The organism is Candidatus Manganitrophus noduliformans (assembly GCF_012184425.1).
Lineage (GTDB): Bacteria > Nitrospirota > Nitrospiria > SBBL01 > Manganitrophaceae > Manganitrophus > Manganitrophus noduliformans.
Window position 1 is genome coordinate 1,483,160 of sequence record NZ_VTOW01000001.1, and the last position, 19,946, is coordinate 1,503,105.

Genomic DNA, 19,946 nt, shown 5'->3' on the forward strand with positions numbered 1-19,946 from the left:
CCAGGACCGTTTCAAGGGATACCATGGAACCGGAGAGGGGTCAAGCCTTAAGTCGGATCGACCTTCCCGCTTTCTAGCCCCCCCTCGATTCGAAAGGCGGGTGGGGAAATCCCTTCATGCCGGCATTGGGGGCATCGGCTGGGACTCGAAAATTTTCGACGATCGGAAAAGGTGAACTGACATTGATTACAAAAAGAAGGGGCGATGATCAGCCGCTTCGGCGGCCGCACGCTCTTCGCCACGTGCTCCAGATGGCCGATGATCTCTTTCTCGGTGGCGCGCAGGCGCTTCGAGAGATCGCGCGCGGTCATCATCCGGCTTTCCAATTCGACCATGATTTTTTTTCGGAGGGTCTCCGAGGCGGGACGGTTGGACGAGGGGAGGTTTCGATCGGTCATCGAACGGCCTCCGGCGGAGGAGGGGAGAGGATCGCTTGCGGCTTTCCGAACAGAAAACCTTGCGCAAAATGAATCTCCATCTCCCGCACGATGCTCAATTCCTCTTCGGTTTCAATCCCCTCGGCAATGATTCCGGAGGGCTCATGATTCCGCAGCGCCCCGACCAACTCTTTGAGAAACTGGCGGAACACCTTCGATTCGACCGCCTGGAGGATGGCCGATCGGTCGATTTTGATGTAGTCGGGAACGAGCTGGGAGATAAAGGGAAGGGAGACAAAACTGGCTCCGAAATCATCCATGGCAAATTTAAATCCTTGTTCTTTCCAGCTTCGAGCGATTTGCAGGCGTTGGTCGATATTATGGAGGGCCTCCGATTCGGAGATCTCCAAAATGACTTCGACGTCTGGGGGTTTGGAAATCAGGCCGACCTGATCGAGGAGGTTGAAATCGACATTGATGAAGACGCGCTGAAGCCGGAGCCGTTGCGCCGCCTTGAGCTGCAATTGAAAACAGATCCGTTTTAACTCGCTCAACTGGCCGATCGCCTGATACTTTTTGAAAAGTTCAGCGATGCTTAACTTTCCCTGAGGATCGCGGCTGAGCGCTTCATACCCGATGATCCGATGGGAGGAGATCTCGATCACCGGTTGAAAGACGGTCGTCACCGCGTTTTCATCCAGATCATACTCTTTGTCCCCGATGTGGATCTTATCTCCCCCCTTTTTGGCGATGTAGAGGGAGCGGTCGGCCATGCTGATCAATTCGTCGACCGTCCGGCCGTGTTCGGGATAAAGGGAGATGCCGATGCTGACGTCGAGGGGAATATCCGCTTCATTCCCAATTTTGAGAATTCCTTCCCTGATCCGGTTCGCCGCCGTGAGAACCCCGTCACGGGTTGCTTTCGAAAGGACCACCACGATCTCATCTCCTCCCCAACGGAAGATTAAATCGATGCCGCGGGTGGAGTCAAGGATGCTTAACGCCACCGCCTTCAACATGCGATCGCCGACCTGATGGCCCAAGGTGTCGTTCAGTACTTTAAAGAAATCGAGGTCGCACATTAAAATTGCGACGGGATATTTCTCCCGGTTCGCCCGTGCGATTTCATCTTCGGCCCGCTGGTCGAAGTAGCGCCGGTTGTAGAGGCCGGTGAGGGAGTCCCGGATGGCTTGCTCCTGCAGCGCCTTCTCGTTCCGCCGGCGCTCGGTGATATCGCGGAAGCTCCAGACGCGGCCGCTCGTCTTCTCGATCTGTTGCGGCTTGGAATAACGCTCGAAGATTTTTCCATCTTTGAATTCAAGGATATCGTAACTCTCCGCCTCCGGTTGAGCATAAAGCTCCCGGATTTTGGCGATGAACTGTTCCGGCTCCTTCAATTGCCCGAGGACATAGTTGATGGATTGGTTATCGTCTTGGGAAGCGATAATCTCGCGGGGGATCTGCCACATATCGACGAATTTTCGGTTAAATGTTCTGATTTTTCCCGTCTGGTCGACCACGAGGAGTCCGTCGGTCGTCGACTCCAAGGCGGCGTTCACCAATGAAAGAGCGGTCTTCAGCTCCTCTTCTTTTTGTATTCGATCGCGCATTTTATTTTCAAGATCTTTGCCGGTCGTTTCAACTGTTCCAGCATGCTCCGAGATCGATTGCTCCATCTTTCTGAGAAGCTGTCGATTTTCTTCTTTCGTTGCCTCTGCCCGGTGTCGCGCCGATCCCCATGCGACTGAAAGAGAGGTGATTAAAAAGGCTTTGAAGAAGAACCACTCGGATGTTGGAAGAGGGTCGCTTGGGGGGGTGAGACCTCCGTGAAGAAGCATGGATGAAAAGGAGGCGAGGAGACCCGGTCCGACCCCTCCGTACCAGGTGCTGACGATGGTGGCTGCAGAGAAAAGAAGGAAGGAAACCTCTCGACCGATCAGGGGGATCAAAGTCGTTTTGAGAGGAAAGGAAACGGCAACGACGGCAAGAGCAAAGCCGTAGCGATAGACCGAATTTTTACAAATCGTCATTTTTGTTGAGCGGACATAAGTCGCCAATTGTTTTTTTAAGTATATCGGCTAAAGCTGTTTCGTCAAGGAACGAGGGGAGAGGCGCTGCTGATGGAAAATTCATTGCGAGCAATTGGCCGCTTAAAAAACAAGTTTTTGATCGATCAAGGGGTAAAATGGAAGTGAACCGGCCGTATGGAGCGGTTCTGATTCCACGAGTAAGATCTCCTCAATGTGAATTAGATCGACTCTTTCTTCCAATCTTTATGACAAATTGCGCTTTTTCGTTGAATCCTGTGAAACATTATTCTATAGTGATGCGCAACTAAGGAAGACGATGGTCGTCTTGACGGGATCTGGTGTAGAAACGAAGCGGGGATGAAGAATGCGACACGCGATGGTCCGCTTTGTTCTTTACTTCGGCCTTAGGAAACAAAAAAGGCTAGCTTTTCAGCTAACCTCTATATCAAATAATTTAAAATTTGCCGGTTTAGTTGGTTGCGGGGGCCGGATTTGAACCGACGACCTTCGGGTTATGAGCCCGACGAGCTACCAGACTGCTCCACCCCGCAACTGCATCCTAACAGACGGGGATAGTGAAGTCAAGGTTGAATCTCTGAGGAGGAGACATGAAGCGCGTTCCATCCCTGACATTCGATTTCAAAAACATGATGACCGACCAGATCGGACCGGTGCACGGCATGGGAGAAGAGGAATGCGCGCGCGCCTTTCCTCTGTTGGATGATGTTTACCGCACATTTCGGGAGAGCCGAAACAAAGGGAACCTGGCGTTCCTGGATCTCCCCTATCAACCGACAGAGAAAATCAAGGCACTCGCCAAAAAGGTCCAAGGCCGGTTCGAGAACTTTGTTCTTCTTGGAATCGGCGGATCGGCGCTGGGGCCGATCGCCATCCAACAGGCGCTCCATTCCCCCTATTATAATCTCCTCTCGAAAAAAGAGCGGGGCGGGCCGAGGATGTTCTTCCTCGACAATGTCGATCCGACCGAAGTGGCCTCTCTTCTTGAGGTGCTCGATCCCTCCAAGACCGCGGTCAACGTGGTAACGAAGTCGGGGGGGACGATCGAGACGCTGGCGCAGTTCCTGATCTTTCAAAAGTGGATTTACAAGAAGGTTGGGAAAGAGAAGGGAGCGGCCCATTTCATTGTCACCACCGATCCCAAAAAAGGAACGCTGCGTGAAATCGCCCAAAAAGAAGGATATGCGACCCTCGAAATCCCGGAGCCGGTCGGCGGGCGGTTTTCCGTCTTAACGCCGGTAGGGCTCTTCCCGGCGGCGGTTTCCGGGATCGACATCGATCTGATGTTGCAAGGGGCGGCCGACCTGGATCAGGAGTTTCAAAAAGTTCCTCCCCACGAAAACGCCGCGGTTTGGGGGGCCTTCGTGCATCATTGGGCCTACTTGATCAAGCGCCGGAATATCCTGGTGCTGATGCCCTATTCGGAGGGATTGGTGGGAGTGGCTCAGTGGTTTGTACAGCTCTGGGCCGAAAGCTTAGGAAAGGAAAAGGATATCAGCGGCAAGCGGATTTCCGTCGGGCAGACCCCGGTGGTCGCGGTCGGGGCCACCGATCAACACTCTCAGCTTCAACTCTACATGGAGGGGCCGGTTGATAAGACGATTCAGTTTCTCGTTGTCGGATCGTTCGGGAAGGATCTCCCCTTTCCGACGGTTCGGTCCGACACCCCGATCGGGCTGCTTGCCGGTCACACGTTGGGAAGTCTTTTGAAGATCGAACAGCGCGCGATTGAAGCGTCGCTTGTGGAGTCGGGGCGGCCGAATTGTAAACTCATCGTCCCGGAGATCAACCCCTATTATTTGGGGGCTCTTTTTTATTTCTTTGAATTTCAGACCGCTTTTGCAGGGAAGCTCTACGGAATCAATCCGTTCGATCAGCCGGGTGTGGAGGCGGGGAAAAGGATCATTCATAAATTGTTGAAGGAAGAAGGACAGAACCGCACCAAAGAGACCTCCAAGCGACGCTGAGCCGGGGGTCTGTTCGTCTGCCGCGCTCGCCGACGGTACAGCGGCGCGGCAGACATAAGGCGAACGGATTCAGACGCCTCGTTGACGGAAAACCTATTTTATCTTCTTGGGATCTTGATAGACCATCAGATGGGCGTAAGGGGTTCCATCCCACATCACATAGGTGCCGAGCTTGTTCGGCATGGACGGAATTCCGGATGTTTTCGAATCCAACGGCCATAGGAGCATCCAGTGGGGAGGCTCCTCGATTGGTGTTGCCCCCGCTTCATTTTTCATGAGAATCTTTCCGTCCTTTTCAAAGTGCCAACCCCCGCGCGCCATGTAGGCGACACCCGGCGCGGTATTGGTCGGGTTGGGCGCCCCGCTCATCAGATCATTGATCCATTTGCCCGATTGCTCATCGTAACAAATGGGATCGGGCACCGGCATTCCATCGACATCGGGAATACAAGTAAAGCCGTTGGTTCCCTTCTTCGCCTCGACCATCTTGCCGTCCGCGCCCGGCACCATGATCGTCGCATCTTTTGAGATATGGCCGGGCGCGGCGCTCAGTGCCAGCTTGACCAACTGCTTTTGAGACATCTCCTTGATTCCCTTTTTCCCCTTCTTTCCTCCCCCCTTTTCCTTCTCCGCGGCATCAAGAGAAAGGGTAAAACTGAAAGCGAGTGCGACGATACCGATTGCAATGAGAAGACGCTTCATCATTTTCCCTCCTTAGCGGTTTGGTTGATAAGTGTTTATTTGATTTAGGCGCCCCAACTCTCCAGGCCCCGGATCATTTCCGGAAGGTACTCGGCGACTTTATTTTCCTGTGGAACACGGCGGGATATTATCTGTTAACTTAAGTAATTGCAAGCAAAATTATATCCTAGGTAATAACGGCTGACGCATCGTATTCTTTTATGTTGGGCGGCCGATCGAATCGCTGAGATAGGGCTTGATTAGGCCTCAGAGAGCCGGTATAATTTTTATTTTCGGATGGATAGGAGTTCTTCGCAATGCCGGTTCTGGAAATTGTAAAATACCCGGCCCCGGTCCTGCTTCAGCGGGCCGAAGAGGTCCGAGAGGTCGACGGCGCGCTTCAGAAGCAAATCGACGAGATGATCGAGACCCTCTATGCCGCACCCGGTCTCGGGCTGGCCGCCCCTCAAGTAGGCGATTCCCGCCGTTTTTTTGTTTACGATCTTTCGGTTCAAGAGGAAGAGCCGGTTGCCCGCAAAGGACCGCTGGTTGTTCTCAACCCGGAGATTTTGGAGATGGAGGGGGAAGAGGTTTCCGATGAAGGGTGCCTTTCGATCCCGGGCTATCATGAAAAGGTAAAACGGGCCTATCGTGTTCTTCTCCGGGGGCTTGATCGGGAGGGGAAAGAGATCCGTATTGAAGGAGAGGGGCTTCTCGCCCGGCTCTTTCAGCATGAGGTGGACCACATCAACGGCGTTCTGATGGTCGAGCGCTTCAGCAGCCTCAAAAAAGATATCTTCTTCCGCAAGTTCAAAAAAATGCTGAAGCAGGGAGAGTCCTTTTGATATGCCCGCAACAAACCCGAAGCGGCTGCGCGCTGTTTTCATGGGGACTCCCGACTTCGCTCTTCCCACGTTCGAGGCGCTCGCCGCGTCTGAAGAGATCATTGCCGTCGTCACTCAGCCTGATCGTCCGAAGGGACGCGGCGAGATCTTAACCCCTCCTCCGATTAAAATAGCTGCTCTCAAGCGGTCGATCCCGGTTTCACAACCGGAGCGGATTCGAAAAGATCCCGCTTTCATCCAACATCTCTCTCAACTCGCGCCCGATGTCATTATTGTCGTCGCCTTCGGCCAGATTCTTCCGGAGTCGGTGTTGAAGATCCCGCGATTCGGCTGCATCAATGTCCATGCTTCCCTCTTGCCGAAGTACCGCGGGGCGGCGCCGATTCAGTGGGCGATCATCCGGGGAGAGCGGGAGACCGGGGTGACGACGATGCAAATGGACCCCGGAATGGATACCGGACCGATGTTGCTTCGGCGTTCTGTCCCGATCGAGCCAAGCGATACGGCGGCGACCCTTTCTCCGCGCCTGGCGAAGATCGGCGCGTCGGTGTTGGTCGAAACCCTCTCTATTTTGAAGGAGGGGAAGCTCGCTCCGATCACGCAAGATCATTCGCAGGCGACTCTGGCGCCCCTTCTTAAAAAAGAAGACGGCCTCATCAGTTGGGAGGAGAGCGCCGAGGCGATCTCTCATCGGGCAAGAGGGGTCGATCCCTGGCCGGGGACGACGACCTTCTATCAGGGAAAACGCTGGAAGATCACAGAACTTCATATCGGAAGCCGGGAGGGAGAATGGGGCCGGCCGGGTGAAATCATCCGTCTTTCCGAGAAAGGACTTGAAGTGGCCGCGGGGATGGGTTATATCTTAATCAATGAATTGCAGCCGGAAGGGGGTCGGAGGATGACCGCTTGGGAGTATGCGGCAGGTCACCCGATCCAAGAACGGACTGTTCTACACCGATAAGGAGGTGTCTACGTGAACGCATTGAAAACAACCTTTTTCCTGACCCTATTAACGGTTCTGCTTGTGTTTGCGGGGAAAGCGTTGGGTGGAAATCAGGGGATGATCCTGGCGTTTGGTTTTGCTCTGGTGATGAATGGTATCAGCTATTGGTTTTCGGATAAAATCGTTTTGAAAATGTATCGGGCTCAACCGGTCACCGAGGCCGACGCGCCGCAGCTCTACAACATTGTCGCCGACCTGGCGATGCGGGCGAAGATGCCGATGCCTAAGGTCTACCTCATCGACAATCCGACCCCGAATGCTTTTGCGACCGGCCGTAATCCGGAGCATGCCGCGGTGGCGGTAACCACCGGGATCATGCGGATTCTGAACCGGGAAGAATTAACCGGTGTCTTGGCGCATGAGCTTTCTCACGTTCGGCATCGCGATATCCTCATTTCAACCGTCGCGGCGACGGTGGCCGGCGCCATCTCGATGTTGGCCAACATGGCGCAGTGGGCGATGATTTTCGGCGGTTTCGGCGGTCGGTCGGGTGACCGCGAAGGGGGGATGAGCGGATTGGGGGCGATCGTCATGATTATCCTGGCGCCGATCGCGGCGATGATGATCCAGATGGCGGTCTCCCGTTCCAGAGAGTTCGAAGCCGATGCCGGCGGGGCGAAGCTCTGCGGCAATCCGCTCTGGCTGGCCGAGGCGCTGCGGAAGCTGCATGTCGGTGTTCAGCGGGTACCGATGGATGCCAACCCGGCGACCGCGCATATGTTCATCGTCAGCCCCTTGCGAGGGGGCGGGATGATGTCGCTCTTCTCGACCCATCCTCCGATGGAGGAGCGGATTGCTCGGCTGGAAGCAATGGTCTACGGCCGAAGATAAGGGTAGTCTATCTCGAATCAAAGACTCATTCGTTCTAAGAAAAAGCCCCCGGCCGCCCGGCCGGGGGCTTTGTTTCTCTTGGCTGAATCGGAATTGCGCCAGGACGATCTGAGCGCCTTAATCGATCGTTATCTGACGGCTCATCCGATGGAGCGGCGTGATCGGGCGCTGCTGACCGAGCTGGTCTACGGCATCCTCCGCCAGCGAGGCTATCTCGACTGGCAGATCGATCATTTCTCCAAAGTCAAAAAAATCCACCCGGCGATTCGGAACATCCTTCGACTCGGGCTTTACCAGCTTCTGTTTCTTAACAAGATTCCTCCTTCCGCAGCAGTGAACACTTCGGTAGAGCTGGCGAAGGAGGAAGAGGGGATCGCCGCCTCCCGGCTGGTCAACGGTTTACTTAGAAACATCCTCCGGCAGAAAGATCATCTCCCCGCTCCCGATCCGAAGGGAGATCCGGTCGTGTTCATTTCGGTCGCCACTTCTCACCCGGATTGGATGGTCCGCCGATGGCTCGCCCGTTGGGGCCGAGAAAAAACATTCCAGTTCTGCCAATCCAATAACGAAGTCCCAACGACCACGCTTCGAACCAATGTCTTAAAGATCAGAAGAGAAGAGCTGGTGAAGCGGCTGGAGGCGGAAGGGGCGACGGTCGCCCTCTCAACGCTTTCTCCCCACACACTTTTTGTTCGAGGTATTTCTGTCTCCTCCCTTCCTTCTTATCGGGAGGGGCTTTTTTATGTTCAGGACGAAGGGGCACAATTGATCTCCGATCTGGTCGATCCAAAACCGGGAGAGAGCCTCCTCGATTTTTGTGCCGCGCCGGGAGGAAAGACGACCCATCTGGCCGAGTTAGCGGGCGGGCGGGCACACGTGACGGCGACCGATATCCATGCCGATCGGCTTCATCTCATTCGGGAGAATCTCAGCCGTCTGCAGACACCCGGTATTGAGATAGAAACGCTCGCTCAGGCAACAGCCACTGAACGGCGTTATGACCGCATTCTAATTGATGCCCCTTGCTCGGCTCTTGGAATTCTGCGGCGGATTCCCGAAGGGAAGTGGCGGAAGAAGCCGTCGATCATCCCCGACTATGCCAAGGAGCAGCGGCAGATTCTGGAGCAGGCGTTGAAGCATCTCAAAGTCGGCGGCCGATTGATCTATGCGACCTGCTCCACCGAGCCGGAAGAGAATGAAGAGCAGACGGCGGCCTTTGAAGCGGCCCATCCGGAGCTAAAGAGAGAAGATCCCCGGGAGAGTCTTCCCGAGGGTGCCCGGAAGTATGTTGATGAGCGGAATCATTTTACAACGCGCTTCAATTCGGATAAAATGGACCAGTTTTTCGCCGTCCGTTGGATCCGCATCGCGTAGGAGAGAAAGATGACACCATCCGGTCGATCCGGTTCTGGAAACAAGGGAAGGAAGATCGCGCCGTCGATCTTGTCGGCCGACTTCTCCCGGCTGGGGGAAGAGATCAAGGCGGTTGACGCGGCGGGGGCCGACTGGATCCATATCGATGTGATGGACGGCCGGTTCGTTCCGAATCTGACGGTCGGGCCGTTGATCGTCGAGGCGGCGAAGAAGGTCACGGCACTTCCGCTCGATGTTCATCTGATGATCGTCGAGCCGGATCATCTCATTCCCGAATTCATCAAAGAAGGAGCCACTTCGGTCACGGTCCATGTAGAAGCCTGTCCGCATCTTCACCGGACGATTCAGCTGATCAAACAACAAGGGGCGCGCGCGGGGGTTTCGTTGAATCCGGCGACCCCGATTTCGGCGATCGAAGAGATCATCGACGAGATCGATCTTCTCCTGTTGATGTCGGTGAATCCCGGCTTCGGAGGGCAGAAGTTTATCCCGAAGGTTCTCGATAAAATTCGGGCCGCCCGGAAGATGATCGATGCGCGAGGACTCGCGATCGATCTGGAAGTCGACGGCGGAATCAAGGCGACTAACGCGCGTCAGCTCGCCGAGGCGGGGGTCGATGTTTTCGTCGCCGGCTCTGCGATTTTTGAGAGCGAGGACTATCGAGCGACGATCCGTCAATTTCGCGAAGAGATTACATAAAGGGTGATTTGTGGAAGAGAATGAAATTTTAAAGCTGGCGGAGAGCCTCCATCCCCTTGAGCGGAAGGTCCTGCCCATTTTTCAGGGGCAAGCGCGCCTGGATGAAGAAGAGATCCTCCGGAAGGAGCCGTCGCTGCAACCCTCCCAGCTGTCGATGGCGCTCGGATGGCTCCTTTCGAAAGAAGTGATCAAGGTGATTGAGGAGCAGCGGCAGGAGCTGGTTTCGTTGACCGAGGTCGGCCGATCGTATGCCGCGCAGAAAAACCCGGCGCTCCGAATGGCCGACGAGATCCGCTCGCGGGGCCAGGTTCCGATCCGGGAGCTTCAGCAGCGGACCGACATGGAGCCGGATGAGAAGAGCGGGGCGATCGGCGCCCTCAAGGAGACCGGCGCGGTCCGTGTGGTGCCCGGCGGACTGTTGGAGATTGCCGATCCCTCCAAGCTTGCAGAGTTCGAGCAACTTCAGGCAGTGATTGGTCGACTCTCTCAGACCTCGGAAGAGTCGGAGATGACGGCCCTCTCTTCTGAAGACCAAGCGACGATTGCGGCCTATCATCGGAAGCGGGGGAAGTCGAAGGGGATTTTCCGGGTCAATGAGCGGATCACCCGGATTTATGCGCCGACGGAGCGTTTTGGTCCGCTCTACGAGCGGAGTCAGTCGGTGGGGGGGGCCGAAGAGGTCGGTACCCTCACCCCCGAAATGCTGAAAGAGGGGAGTTGGAGGGGAAAAAAATTCAGAAAATATAATATCCAGCTTCCCCCTCCCCGAATCGTCGGCGGCCGGAAGCATCCCTATCGAAGCTTCCTCGATCAGGTGAAACAGAAGTTCATCTCAATGGGGTTCGAAGAGATGCGCGGCCCGCTGGTGGAGAGTGAGTTCTGGGACATGGACGCCCTCTACATGCCGCAGTTTCATCCGGCGCGGGAGATTCACGACGTCTACTTCGTGGAAGGGATCGACGAACAAATTCCAGAGAAGGTGGTGGCGCGGGTGGCCGATGCGCATCGAAACGGCGGGGAGACCGGCTCGCGCGGCTGGCGTTATCCCTTCGATGTGCAGCGGACCCGGCGGTTGGTTCTCCGGAGCCAGGGAACGGCGGTTTCGGCCCGGACGCTCGGGGGGAAGCCGAAAATTCCCGGGAAGTACTTCTCGATTGCGCGTTGTTTCCGGTACGATCAGGTCGATGCGACCCACGCGCCCGACTTCTTTCAGGTGGAAGGGATCGTTCTGGGACAGGAGATTCATTTCCGCACCCTGCTGGGGCTTCTGACCCTCTTTGCAAAAGAGGTCGCGCGGGCGGAGGAGATCAAGTTTCTTCCGGCCTACTTCCCCTTCACGGAGCCGTCGGTCGAAATGCACGTCCGGCATCCGAAGCTCGGTTGGATGGAGTTGGGCGGCGCGGGGCTCTTCCGCCCGGAGGTAACGAACCCGCTGGGGGTCGACGTTCCGGTGATTGCCTGGGGACTGGGGTTGGATCGGATGGCGATGGTGGCGCTGGGGATCTCCGATATTCGGGATCTCTTCTCGCCCGACCTTGGATTGATCCGCGAAAAACGAACGGTACAGGAAGGACTGGGTTAGACGCGATGCCGACGATTGAGATCAAAATCAGCGATTTTGAATCGCTCCTGGGAAAAGGAAAGATCAGCGAGGCCGAACTTGAATCGCTCCTGGAGTATGTGAAGGGGGAGGTGAAGGATTTTCTTCCCAAGGAAGATACCGCCAAGATCGAATTAAACGACAGCAACCGTCCCGACCTTTGGTGCTCGGAGGGCATTGCGCGCCAGGTCCTCCTGATCGAATCGAAGCGGAAGAACCATCCATTTTTTACCGATCGGAAGGGGACAGCGGATCGGAAGGTGACGGTGGCGAAGGAATTAAAGTCGATCCGCCCCTATTTGGCGGCCTGTGTGGCGAGGGGGATGCGGGTGACCGATCCGATCCTGGTTCAGCTCATCCAAACTCAGGAGAAGCTGGCGGAGATCTTCGGGCGAAAACGCCAGACGGTTTCGATCGGCCTTTACCGTCTTCCGAAAATTGTCTTCCCGGTCCGGTACGAAGTGGCCGATCCGGTGAAAACCCGCTTCACGCCGCTCGGCTTCGATCAACCGATGAGTCTTGCCGAAATCCTCGCACGCCATCCGAAAGGAGTGGCCTACGCCCACACATTGAAGGGGGCCGATCGTTATCCGATCTTGATCGATGCGAAAGAGCAGATCCTCTCCTTCCCGCCGATCATCAACAGCCGCGAGATCGGGGAGGTCCAGGTGGGGGATTCCGAGCTTTTTGTCGAAGTGACCGGGAGTGATCTGCGGATGGTGTTGCTGGCGCTGAATATCTTTGCCGCCAACCTTTCCGACCGCGGGGCGACGATCGAGCCGGTCACCGTCCAATTCCCGGAGGAGACCGCGTTCGGAAGAGAGATCGTGATGCCGCTCGACTTCTCCGCTCCTTTGGAGGTGACCCTGGATGATTTCAACCAGGTGCTCGGGGAGAAGGTGACGCGGGAAGAGGTGACCTCTCTTCTCTCTCGTTACGGCTATACCCTTTCCGGCGAAGGGAAGCCGTTTCGGGTGACCGCCCCGCCCTATCGGGATGACATGATGCACCCGATCGATGTGATCGAAGATTTCGTGATCAGCCGCGGCATTGCCCATTTTGAGCCGGAGATGCCGTCGACCTTCACCGTCGGATCGCTTTCGCCGCTGGAGCGGCTCTCCGACCGACTTCGAGAGGAGATGGTCGGCTTGGGTCTTCAAGAGGTCTTCTCGAATGTCCTTGGTTCCCGCCAGGAGTTTGTGGAGCGGATGCGAGTCGAGCAGGTGGGGAAAGAGCGGCCGGAAGGGCGTCTGATCGAGATCAAAAATCCGATGACGGAGCGTTTTTCCATTTTGCGCCCTTGGCTTCTGCCGTCGTTGCTGCGGGTAGAGAACGCCAGCTCCAAGGCCTTTTATCCCCATCGGATTTTCGAGGTCGGCGAGGTGGCGCGGTTCACGGCGTCGGGAGAAGAGACGGAGACCCGCGTTCATCTCGCGGCGTTGATGGCGCATCCGACCGCCAACTTCTCCGAACTGCACGCCGTCCTGGAGGCCTTCTGTTACAACCTTTCGCTTCGCTATCGATTGGAGGCGATCTCTCACCCGACCTTCATCGAGGGGCGGGCCGGGGCGATTTTCGTCGGGGAGCGGGAGGCTGGAATTATCGGTGAGATCGATCCTGAGGTCCTGACCCGGTGGCAGATCGGAATGCCGGCGGCGGCGTTTGAGATCGACATTGAATCTCTCGACCAAAATAAAAAGGGATGATGGACGATCGATCCATCACCCCTTCCCTTAAAATCTCTCTTGAGATCCTTTTTATCCTTTGATCTTTGCCTGGACGGTTGCGAGGATTCGGCTAAACCCGGTTGCATCGTGAACCGCCATTTCGGCGAGGATCTTTCGATTCAGCAAGATCCCTGCTTTCCTCAACCCCTCCATAAAGCGGCTGTAGGTCATCCCCTCGCTTCGCACGGCGGCGTTGATCCGGGCAATCCAAAGGGCTCTAAAGTCACGCTTCTTCGCTCGCCGGTCCCGGTAGGCATAGAGAAGTGATTTGTCGACGGCTTCCGTGGCGCTTCGGTAAAGCCGGCTTTTGCCGCCGTAATAACCTTTCGCCATCTTGAGGCGATCGTTCCGGCGCTGTCGGGTTTTGGGACCCCCTTTTGCTCTGGGCATTTTATAACTCCTTCTGTTCTGATTTTCTAAGTGAAACTAATTTCCGTACGGGAGCAGTCGCGCGATCGCGGAGACCTCTCCGGGGTGAACGGGAGCATCCCCTCCCAGACCCCGCTTCCGCTTGGCCTCTTTATGGGTGAGCAGGTGTCGCTTTCCCGCCTGCTTCCGCATAATTTTGCCGGTCCCGGTGATCTTAAAACGTTTCGCTGCGCCCCGATGTGTCTTCAATTTGGTTCTCATTTACTCTCCTTTGTTAATTTGGGGATCAAGAGCATCACCATACTGTTCCCCTCCATCCTCGGGGGATTTTCAGGCGCCCCCACATCCTGGAGTTGCTGTAAGATCTGGGCCATGATCTCCCGTCCTTTTTGCTGATAAGCCATTTCCCTTCCCCGAAACATCAGTGTGGTCTTCACCTTGTTGCCCGAGGAGAGGAAGTCTCTGGCATGTTTTATTTTGAAGTCAAGATCATGCTCCCCCGTGAAGAGTCTGAATTTCACCTCCTTGACGTGGGTTCCTTTTTGGTTGAGTTTTGCGGCATGCTCTTTTTTGCTCTGCTCATACTTGTACTTGCCGAAGTCCATGATCCGGCAGACAGGGGGCGCGGAGGTGGGAGCGACTTCAACCAAATCGAGTCCGTACTCCTCCGCCTTCTTGGTGGCGTCGCGCGACGACATGATTCCCAACTGCTCCCCTTCGGGGCCGATGACCCGAACTTCTCTTGCCCGGATTTCTAAATTGACCCTTAATTTTGCGACGATAGAAGCCTCCTTAGATTATTCGTTTGGTCGCCGTAAGGGGCGTATTGCAATACGCCCCTACGTGGTTCGGGTTGTGATCTCTTCTAAAATTTTCTTCTCAAACGCGTCCAACGTCATGGTCGTGCTCTCTCCGGCGCGATTTCGGACGGCGACGGTCTGATCGGCCGCCTCCCGATCCCCGACCACCAACATATAGGGAACCTTCATCAATTGGGCTTCGCGGATCTTCAATCCGATTTTCTCGTTCCGATCATCGACCTCGCATCGGACGCCCGCTTCACCGAGCCGTTGCTGGATCTGCCCCGCATAGTCCCGCTGCCGCTCGGTAATCGGAAGGATCTTCGCCTGAACCGGCGAGAGCCAGGTCGGAAAGGCCCCTGCATAGTGTTCGATGAGGATGCCGAAGAAGCGTTCGATCGATCCCATCAGGGCCCGGTGGATCATGATCGGCTGGTGCTCTTTCCCATCTTCCCCGCGATAGGTGATGCCGAATCGTTCGGGGAGATTAAAATCAACCTGGATGGTGGTGCATTGCCACGACCGCCCGAGGACATCTTTGATTTTCATGTCGATCTTGGGGCCGTAGAAAACTCCCTCTCCGGGGTCGATCTGATAGGCCAGGCCTTTCTGCTTCAACGCGCTTTCGAGCGCCGCGGTCGCTTGCTCCCACCGCTCAAGGCTTCCGACATATTTCTCGGGCCGGGTCGAGAGATAGACATCGTAGCTCTCAAAGCCAAACGTCTTCAAAACGAAAGTGGTGAAGTCGAGGACCTTCAAGATCTCCGACTCGATCTGGTCGGGACGGCAGAAGAGGTGGGCGTCATCCTGCGTAAACCCGCGCACCCGGAGCAGTCCGTGCAAAACCCCCGAGCGCTCGTATCGGTAGACCGTTCCCAACTCGGCCCAGCGAAAAGGAAGGTCCCGGTAGCTTCGAAGGTGCGACTTGTAGATCATGATGTGAAACGGACAGTTCATCGGCTTGAGTTCGAAAGGCATCCCGTCGATGTCCATCGGCGCGTACATGTTCTCTTTGTAAAACTGGAGATGGCCGCTCTGATTCCAGAGATCGAGCCGGGCGATATGGGGCGAATAAACCAACTCATAACCCGACTTGACGTGGGCCTCGCGCCAGAAATCTTCCAGCGTCTTTCGAATGATCGCCCCCTTCGGGTGCCAGAGGACTAATCCGGGGCCGATCTCGTCGGAGAAAGAGAAGAGGTCGAGCTCTTTGCCGAGCTTCCGATGGTCCCGTTTTTTGATTTCTTCCAGTTTCTTCAGATGGGCGTCGAGCGCGTCTTTTTTAGCAAATGACGTTCCGTAGATCCGCTGGAGCATCTTGTTCTTTTCGCTGCCGCGCCAGTAGGCGCCGGCGCTGGAGATCAGCTTAAACGCTTTTACCTTTCCGGTGGAGGGGAGATGCGGACCCATGCAGAGATCGATGAAATCGCCCTGGCGGTAAGCCGAAATCGGCGGTTCGATCTCTTGGATCAATTCTACTTTATAGGACTCACCCCGCTCCTCAAAAAGCCGGACCGCCTCTTCTTTCGAGAGCTCCATGCGGGAAATCTGAAGATCGCGTCTGGTGATCTCCACCATCTTTGCTTCGATTTTCTCAAGATCTTCGGGGGTAAAGGGCCGCTCGAAATCAAAATCGTAATAAAAGCCGTCTTCGATAGGGGGGCCGATCGTCATCTTCGCCGTCGGGAAGAGTTCTTTCACCGCCTGCGCCATCAGATGGGCGGAGCTATGGCGGTAGACCTCTTTCCCCTCCGTCGAATCGAAGGTCAGAAAGTCGATTTCCGCATCTCCCTCGACTTTTGCAGAAAGGTCCCGCGGCTGCCCGTTCACGCGGACGGCGATCACCTCTTTGAGTTTGCCGAGGGATTTGACCAGATCAAAAAAGGTGGTTCCGAGAGGGACCTTTTTCTCGGTTTGGTTTTCTAAACGAAGTGTTGCTTCAGACATCGAGACACATCTCTAAAATAAAAAACAAATAAAAGGCATCCGCATTGTTAAAGATGCCTTTTATTTGCAAAGGAATCGGTCTTTCGAATGGAGGCGGTGAAATCGAAAGGCCAGAAAGTGGTAGGCACGGGCGGTTTTGAACCGCCGACCTCTTGCGTGTCAAGCAAGCGCTCTCCCCCTGAGCTACGCGCCTATCTGAGACAAAATTTTACCTAATCCTATAGAAACGAGGTCAGATTGTCAAGTGAAAAGGGGCAGTTGGGAGAGGTAACCCGCGTGAGACCAACCGAAAGCGAGGCCGATCCGTCGGTTATTTCTTCTTCGTTACTGTGATTTTGAGTTCCTTGATTTTTTTTCGAAGGGTATTCCGATTCATCCCCAGTAAAAGGGCCGCCTGGATCTGGTTTCCATTGGTCTCTTTAAGGGCGAGCGTAATCAGCGGCTTTTCAAATTCCTGGATGAGCAGGCTGTAGAGGTTTTTGACCTCACAGTTTTTGATTTTCCGGACGAAGTCGCCCAATTTCCTCTCCACGAGCTCGGCCAAATTGGGTTCGTGTCCGTTCGACTTTTCAAGGGGGTTCTCCCGTTGGTTGAGCGTTTTGGAGTGAAGATTGAGGGCCGTCTCACGAATCTGTTTCAGGGTTTTCATTAGGAGGGAAGGGGAAGCAATGATGGCATAGAACTCTTTCCCTTCTCCTCTTAATTTTTCAAGTGTTTTGATCTCCCGGTCCCAATCTCCTTCCGTATCAATGATGATGAGGGGATGGCCGTTCCTGGCGTGGGATTTCAACGAAGTGGTGGAAGAGGTCACGGTGGTGTTCTTACTGACCTCTTTTTGAAAGAGCGCGAGAAGCGCTTCATCTTTGTGGACGAGGAGAATATCAGGGGCCATGGGTGCTCCGCGTGGGGGATTGAGGGATGCCGGATTGAAACGATGCGAAAGTGACCTCCCTGTCTACCACAGCCCTTTATTTCTTGTCAACAGATTTATCATATTCCGAAACGGTACGAAATACAATTTTATCATCCGCGACGTCGACCTCGATATGATCCCCTTCTTTGAAGGCCCCTTCCAGGATTTTGACGGAGAGCGCATTGAGGATATCCCGCTGGATGACCCGCTTCAGCGGCCGTGCCCCAAAAACCGGATCGTATCCCTCCCGGGCCAGATATTGTTTGGCCGATGGGGTGAGGGTGAGCGTAATCCTTTTTGAAGCGAGGCGCTCTTGCAATCGTTTCAATTGAATGTCGATGATCTTCTCCAGGTGTTCCCTCTGAAGCGGATGGAAAATAATGATGTCGTCGACCCGGTTGAGGAACTCCGGCTTGAACGCGGCTCTCAGGATGCGAAGGACCTCGTTTCTCATCTCCCGCTCATTTCCGGTCAGCTCCTGGATCTGCTGGCTTCCGATGTTCGAGGTCATAATCAGAATGGCGTTGGTGAAATCGACCGTCCGGCCTTTTCCATCGGTGAGTCGTCCATCGTCCAGAACCTGAAGCAGAATGCTGAAGACGTCGGGGTGGGCCTTCTCGATCTCATCGAAGAGAATGACGGCGTAAGGCCTTCGCCGGACCGCTTCGGTCAATTGCCCTCCCTCATCGTATCCAACGTAACCCGGAGGGGCTCCGATCAAACGGGCGACGGCATGTTTCTCCATATACTCCGACATATCGATCCGGATCATCGCCTGTTCGTCATCGAAGAGAAATTCGGCCAGCGCGCGCGCCAGCTCGGTTTTACCGACCCCGGTCGGTCCCAAAAAGATGAAGGAGCCGAGCGGGCGGTTCGGGTCCGAAATCCCCGCCCTTGCACGTCGAATCGCATTCGAGACCGCGGCGATCGCCTCCTCTTGGTCGACCAGCCGTTCGTGAAGGCGCGCTTCCATATGGATGAGCTTCTCCACCTCGCCTTGAAGCAATCGGGAGACCGGAATGTTGGTCCACTTCGAGATAATTTCGGCGATGTCCTCCTCATCGACCTCCTCTTTCAGCATTTTCGTTTCAGACTGTGTCTCCCGAAGACGACGATTCTCCTCCTCCAGTTGCTTTTCCAGGCTGATCAGCTTGCCGTAGCGAAGCTCCGCCGCTTTGCCGAGATCGCCCGTCCGTTCGGCCTGCTCCGCTTGTATTCGGGTCTGCTCGATTTCTTCTTTTAGGGAGCGGATTTTTTGGATCGCCTCCTTCTCGGCTTTCCAGTGCGCCGAGAGCTGGTTTGCTTCCTCCTTCAGATCGGAGAGCTCTTTCTCGATTTTTTGGAGGCGTTCCTTCGAGGCCTGATCTTTTTCTTTTTTGACCGCTTCCATCTCGATTTCGAGTTGCCGGATCCTTCGATAAATCTCATCAAGCTCGGTCGGCATCGAATCGATCTCCATCCGCAGCCGTGACGCGGCCTCATCGATCAGGTCGATGGCCTTGTCGGGCAGGAAGCGATCGGTGAGGTACCGATGGGATAAAACGGCGGCGGCGACCAGCGCGGTATCTTTGATCCGTACGCCGTGATGGACTTCATACTTTTCCTTCAGGCCGCGCAGGATCGAGATCGTCTGCTCGACCGTCGGCTCTTGGACCAGAATCGGCTGAAACCGTCGCTCCAGGGCGGGGTCTTTCTCGATGTGCTTGCGGTATTCATCGATCGTCGTCGCCCCGACGCACCGAAGCTCGCCGCGCGCCAACGGCGGTTTCAGCATGTTGGAGGCATCCATCGCCCCCTCTGCGGCCCCGGCGCCGACGAGCGTGTGGAGCTCGTCGATGAAGAGGATGACCTCTCCCTGGGAGTCGACCACCTCTTTGATGACCGCCTTCAGGCGCTCTTCGAATTCCCCCCGGAATTTGGCGCCGGCAATGAGGGCCCCCATGTCGAGCGCATGGACCCGTTTGTTCTTGAGGCTTTCCGGGACATCCCCCGAGACGATCCGCTGAGCGAGCCCTTCGACGATGGCGGTTTTTCCGACACCGGGCTCTCCGATCAGGACCGGGTTATTTTTTGTCCTGCGCGAGAGGACCTGGATCACCCGGCGGATCTCTTCGTCCCGGCCGATCACCGGGTCGAGTTTCCCCCGGAGGGCCAGGTCGGTTAAATCTCGAGAATATTTCGCCAGCGCCTGATACTTTTCCTCCGGATTGGGGTCGGTGACCCGATGGGATCCGCGGACTTCCACCAAGGCGGCGAGAACCTTGTCCCGCTGTACGCCGAACGAGGAGAGGATCGGGTAGACCGAACTCTTCGGATCGAGGAGGCCCAAAAAGAGATGTTCGGTGCTGATGTATTCGTCTTTCAGCTGTTCCGCCTCTTTCTCCGCCCGTTCCACCAGGGAGGCGAGGCTCTGCGTGATGTAGACCTGGCCGACCGATCCGGGACCGCGGACTTCGGGAATGGCCTTCAGCCGGTCATTCAACTTGGCCCGGAGCGCCTCTAAGGGAGTACCCATTTTCTTCAACAGGGTCGGAACGATCCCCTCTTTCTGCTCGATGAGGGCGAGTATCAGGTGAACCTCGTCGATCTGCTGGTGATAAGACGATTCCGCCTTCTTTTGTGCCTCCTGAAACGCCTCCTGGGCCTTCGTCGTCAACCGGTCTAAGCGCATCGGAACCTCCTTGTAGAATCAACCGTTTAATTTCAATATAAGCTTCTCCCGGAGTCAATTCAAGGTCAACCTGAATTGACAGAAGGATCGCCGA

The 19,946-nt window shown here is 55.6% G+C and carries 17 protein-coding genes and 2 tRNA genes; 8 read left to right on the forward strand and 11 right to left on the reverse strand.

Annotated features, from left to right (window positions below; genetic code table 11):
• Window positions 1-47 precede the first annotated feature (47 nt).
• The 3 genes from MNODULE_RS07335 to MNODULE_RS07345 all read right to left on the reverse strand — a co-directional run bounded on the left by MNODULE_RS07335 (window position 48) and on the right by MNODULE_RS07345 (window position 2,958).
• Window positions 48-398: a transcriptional regulator gene (locus MNODULE_RS07335; RefSeq protein ID WP_168058779.1), complete on the reverse strand. Its 351-nt coding sequence runs from the start codon at window positions 396-398 to the stop codon at window positions 48-50.
• Complete coding sequence (locus tag MNODULE_RS07340) at window positions 395-2,407, reverse strand: diguanylate cyclase (protein ID WP_168058780.1); 2,013 nt, start codon at window positions 2,405-2,407, stop codon at window positions 395-397. Before MNODULE_RS07340 ends, MNODULE_RS07335 begins: the two co-directional genes overlap by 4 nt.
• 474 nt (window positions 2,408-2,881) lie before the next feature.
• Window positions 2,882-2,958: transfer RNA gene (locus tag MNODULE_RS07345), tRNA-Met, on the reverse strand.
• A gap of 57 nt (window positions 2,959-3,015) precedes the next feature.
• On the opposite strand from MNODULE_RS07345, the gene MNODULE_RS07350 reads away from it, so the two are divergent.
• On the forward strand, window positions 3,016-4,392 hold the full coding sequence (locus MNODULE_RS07350) for a glucose-6-phosphate isomerase (protein WP_168058781.1): 1,377 nt from the start codon (window positions 3,016-3,018) through the stop codon (window positions 4,390-4,392).
• Window positions 4,393-4,485: 93 nt separating this feature from the next.
• Here the strand turns inward: MNODULE_RS07350 and MNODULE_RS07355 are convergent, their stop codons facing one another.
• Complete coding sequence (locus MNODULE_RS07355) at window positions 4,486-5,097, reverse strand: hypothetical protein (RefSeq protein WP_168058782.1); 612 nt, start codon at window positions 5,095-5,097, stop codon at window positions 4,486-4,488.
• 293 nt (window positions 5,098-5,390) lie between these two features.
• Between MNODULE_RS07355 and def the strand changes: the two genes are divergently transcribed.
• The 7 genes from def to pheT all read left to right on the forward strand — a co-directional run bounded on the left by def (window position 5,391) and on the right by pheT (window position 13,131).
• Window positions 5,391-5,918: a peptide deformylase gene (gene def, locus MNODULE_RS07360; RefSeq protein WP_168058783.1), complete on the forward strand. Its 528-nt coding sequence runs from the start codon at window positions 5,391-5,393 to the stop codon at window positions 5,916-5,918.
• 1 nt (window position 5,919) lies between these two features.
• Window positions 5,920-6,879 carry a methionyl-tRNA formyltransferase gene (gene fmt / locus MNODULE_RS07365; protein ID WP_168058784.1) on the forward strand — a complete coding sequence of 320 codons (960 nt, stop codon included), beginning with the start codon at window positions 5,920-5,922 and terminating at the stop codon, window positions 6,877-6,879.
• A gap of 12 nt (window positions 6,880-6,891) precedes the next feature.
• Entirely contained in the window at window positions 6,892-7,752 is an 861-nt protein-coding gene (gene htpX / locus MNODULE_RS07370) for a zinc metalloprotease HtpX (protein WP_168058785.1), read from the forward strand.
• Window positions 7,753-7,821: 69 nt separating this feature from the next.
• Window positions 7,822-9,126: a 16S rRNA (cytosine(967)-C(5))-methyltransferase RsmB gene (gene rsmB / locus MNODULE_RS07375; RefSeq protein ID WP_272953224.1), complete on the forward strand. Its 1,305-nt coding sequence runs from the start codon at window positions 7,822-7,824 to the stop codon at window positions 9,124-9,126.
• A gap of 9 nt (window positions 9,127-9,135) precedes the next feature.
• Window positions 9,136-9,825 carry a ribulose-phosphate 3-epimerase gene (gene rpe, locus MNODULE_RS07380; protein ID WP_168058787.1) on the forward strand — a complete coding sequence of 230 codons (690 nt, stop codon included), beginning with the start codon at window positions 9,136-9,138 and terminating at the stop codon, window positions 9,823-9,825.
• 10 nt (window positions 9,826-9,835) lie between these two features.
• Complete coding sequence (pheS, locus tag MNODULE_RS07385) at window positions 9,836-11,407, forward strand: phenylalanine--tRNA ligase subunit alpha (RefSeq protein ID WP_168058788.1); 1,572 nt, start codon at window positions 9,836-9,838, stop codon at window positions 11,405-11,407.
• A gap of 5 nt (window positions 11,408-11,412) precedes the next feature.
• A complete protein-coding gene (gene pheT / locus MNODULE_RS07390) occupies window positions 11,413-13,131 on the forward strand; it encodes a phenylalanine--tRNA ligase subunit beta (protein WP_168058789.1) in 1,719 nt (572 codons plus the stop codon).
• 51 nt (window positions 13,132-13,182) lie between these two features.
• Here pheT and rplT read toward each other — a convergent pair whose 3' ends face one another.
• The 7 genes from rplT to clpB form a co-directional block, all read right to left on the reverse strand.
• Window positions 13,183-13,542 (reverse strand): 50S ribosomal protein L20, encoded by a 360-nt coding sequence (gene rplT / locus MNODULE_RS07395; RefSeq protein ID WP_168058790.1) that lies wholly within the window; start codon window positions 13,540-13,542, stop codon window positions 13,183-13,185.
• A 36-nt stretch (window positions 13,543-13,578) separates the two neighbouring features.
• The gene (rpmI, locus tag MNODULE_RS07400; RefSeq protein WP_168058791.1) at window positions 13,579-13,782 is read right to left on the reverse strand and encodes a 50S ribosomal protein L35; all 204 of its coding nucleotides are present in this window, start codon (window positions 13,780-13,782) and stop codon (window positions 13,579-13,581) included.
• Window positions 13,779-14,303 carry a translation initiation factor IF-3 gene (gene infC / locus MNODULE_RS07405; protein WP_168059244.1) on the reverse strand — a complete coding sequence of 175 codons (525 nt, stop codon included), beginning with the start codon at window positions 14,301-14,303 and terminating at the stop codon, window positions 13,779-13,781. Before infC ends, rpmI begins: the two co-directional genes overlap by 4 nt.
• Before the next feature lie 57 nt (window positions 14,304-14,360).
• A complete protein-coding gene (thrS, locus tag MNODULE_RS07410; RefSeq protein WP_168058792.1) occupies window positions 14,361-16,268 on the reverse strand; it encodes a threonine--tRNA ligase in 1,908 nt (635 codons plus the stop codon).
• 118 nt (window positions 16,269-16,386) lie between these two features.
• Window positions 16,387-16,461: transfer RNA gene (locus tag MNODULE_RS07415), tRNA-Val, on the reverse strand.
• 117 nt (window positions 16,462-16,578) lie between these two features.
• Window positions 16,579-17,160: a helix-turn-helix domain-containing protein gene (locus MNODULE_RS07420; RefSeq protein WP_168058793.1), complete on the reverse strand. Its 582-nt coding sequence runs from the start codon at window positions 17,158-17,160 to the stop codon at window positions 16,579-16,581.
• Window positions 17,161-17,236: 76 nt separating this feature from the next.
• The gene (gene clpB, locus MNODULE_RS07425; RefSeq protein WP_168058794.1) at window positions 17,237-19,852 is read right to left on the reverse strand and encodes an ATP-dependent chaperone ClpB; all 2,616 of its coding nucleotides are present in this window, start codon (window positions 19,850-19,852) and stop codon (window positions 17,237-17,239) included.
• Window positions 19,853-19,946 lie beyond the last annotated feature (94 nt).

Bases quoted from the DNA above. Each gene is read 5' to 3' on its own strand.
- MNODULE_RS07335 (WP_168058779.1), bottom strand. From the start codon at position 398: ATGACCGATCGAAACCTCCCCTCGTCCAACCGTCCCGCCTCGGAGACC.
- MNODULE_RS07340 (WP_168058780.1), bottom strand. From the start codon at position 2,407: ATGACGATTTGTAAAAATTCGGTCTATCGCTACGGCTTTGCTCTTGCC.
- MNODULE_RS07350 (WP_168058781.1), top strand. From the start codon at position 3,016: ATGAAGCGCGTTCCATCCCTGACATTCGATTTCAAAAACATGATGACC.
- MNODULE_RS07355 (WP_168058782.1), bottom strand. From the start codon at position 5,097: ATGATGAAGCGTCTTCTCATTGCAATCGGTATCGTCGCACTCGCTTTC.
- def (WP_168058783.1), top strand. From the start codon at position 5,391: ATGCCGGTTCTGGAAATTGTAAAATACCCGGCCCCGGTCCTGCTTCAG.
- fmt (WP_168058784.1), top strand. From the start codon at position 5,920: ATGCCCGCAACAAACCCGAAGCGGCTGCGCGCTGTTTTCATGGGGACT.
- rpe (WP_168058787.1), top strand. From the start codon at position 9,136: ATGACACCATCCGGTCGATCCGGTTCTGGAAACAAGGGAAGGAAGATC.
- pheT (WP_168058789.1), top strand. From the start codon at position 11,413: ATGCCGACGATTGAGATCAAAATCAGCGATTTTGAATCGCTCCTGGGA.
- rplT (WP_168058790.1), bottom strand. From the start codon at position 13,542: ATGCCCAGAGCAAAAGGGGGTCCCAAAACCCGACAGCGCCGGAACGAT.
- rpmI (WP_168058791.1), bottom strand. From the start codon at position 13,782: ATGAGAACCAAATTGAAGACACATCGGGGCGCAGCGAAACGTTTTAAG.
- thrS (WP_168058792.1), bottom strand. From the start codon at position 16,268: ATGTCTGAAGCAACACTTCGTTTAGAAAACCAAACCGAGAAAAAGGTC.
- MNODULE_RS07420 (WP_168058793.1), bottom strand. From the start codon at position 17,160: ATGGCCCCTGATATTCTCCTCGTCCACAAAGATGAAGCGCTTCTCGCG.
- clpB (WP_168058794.1), bottom strand. From the start codon at position 19,852: ATGCGCTTAGACCGGTTGACGACGAAGGCCCAGGAGGCGTTTCAGGAG.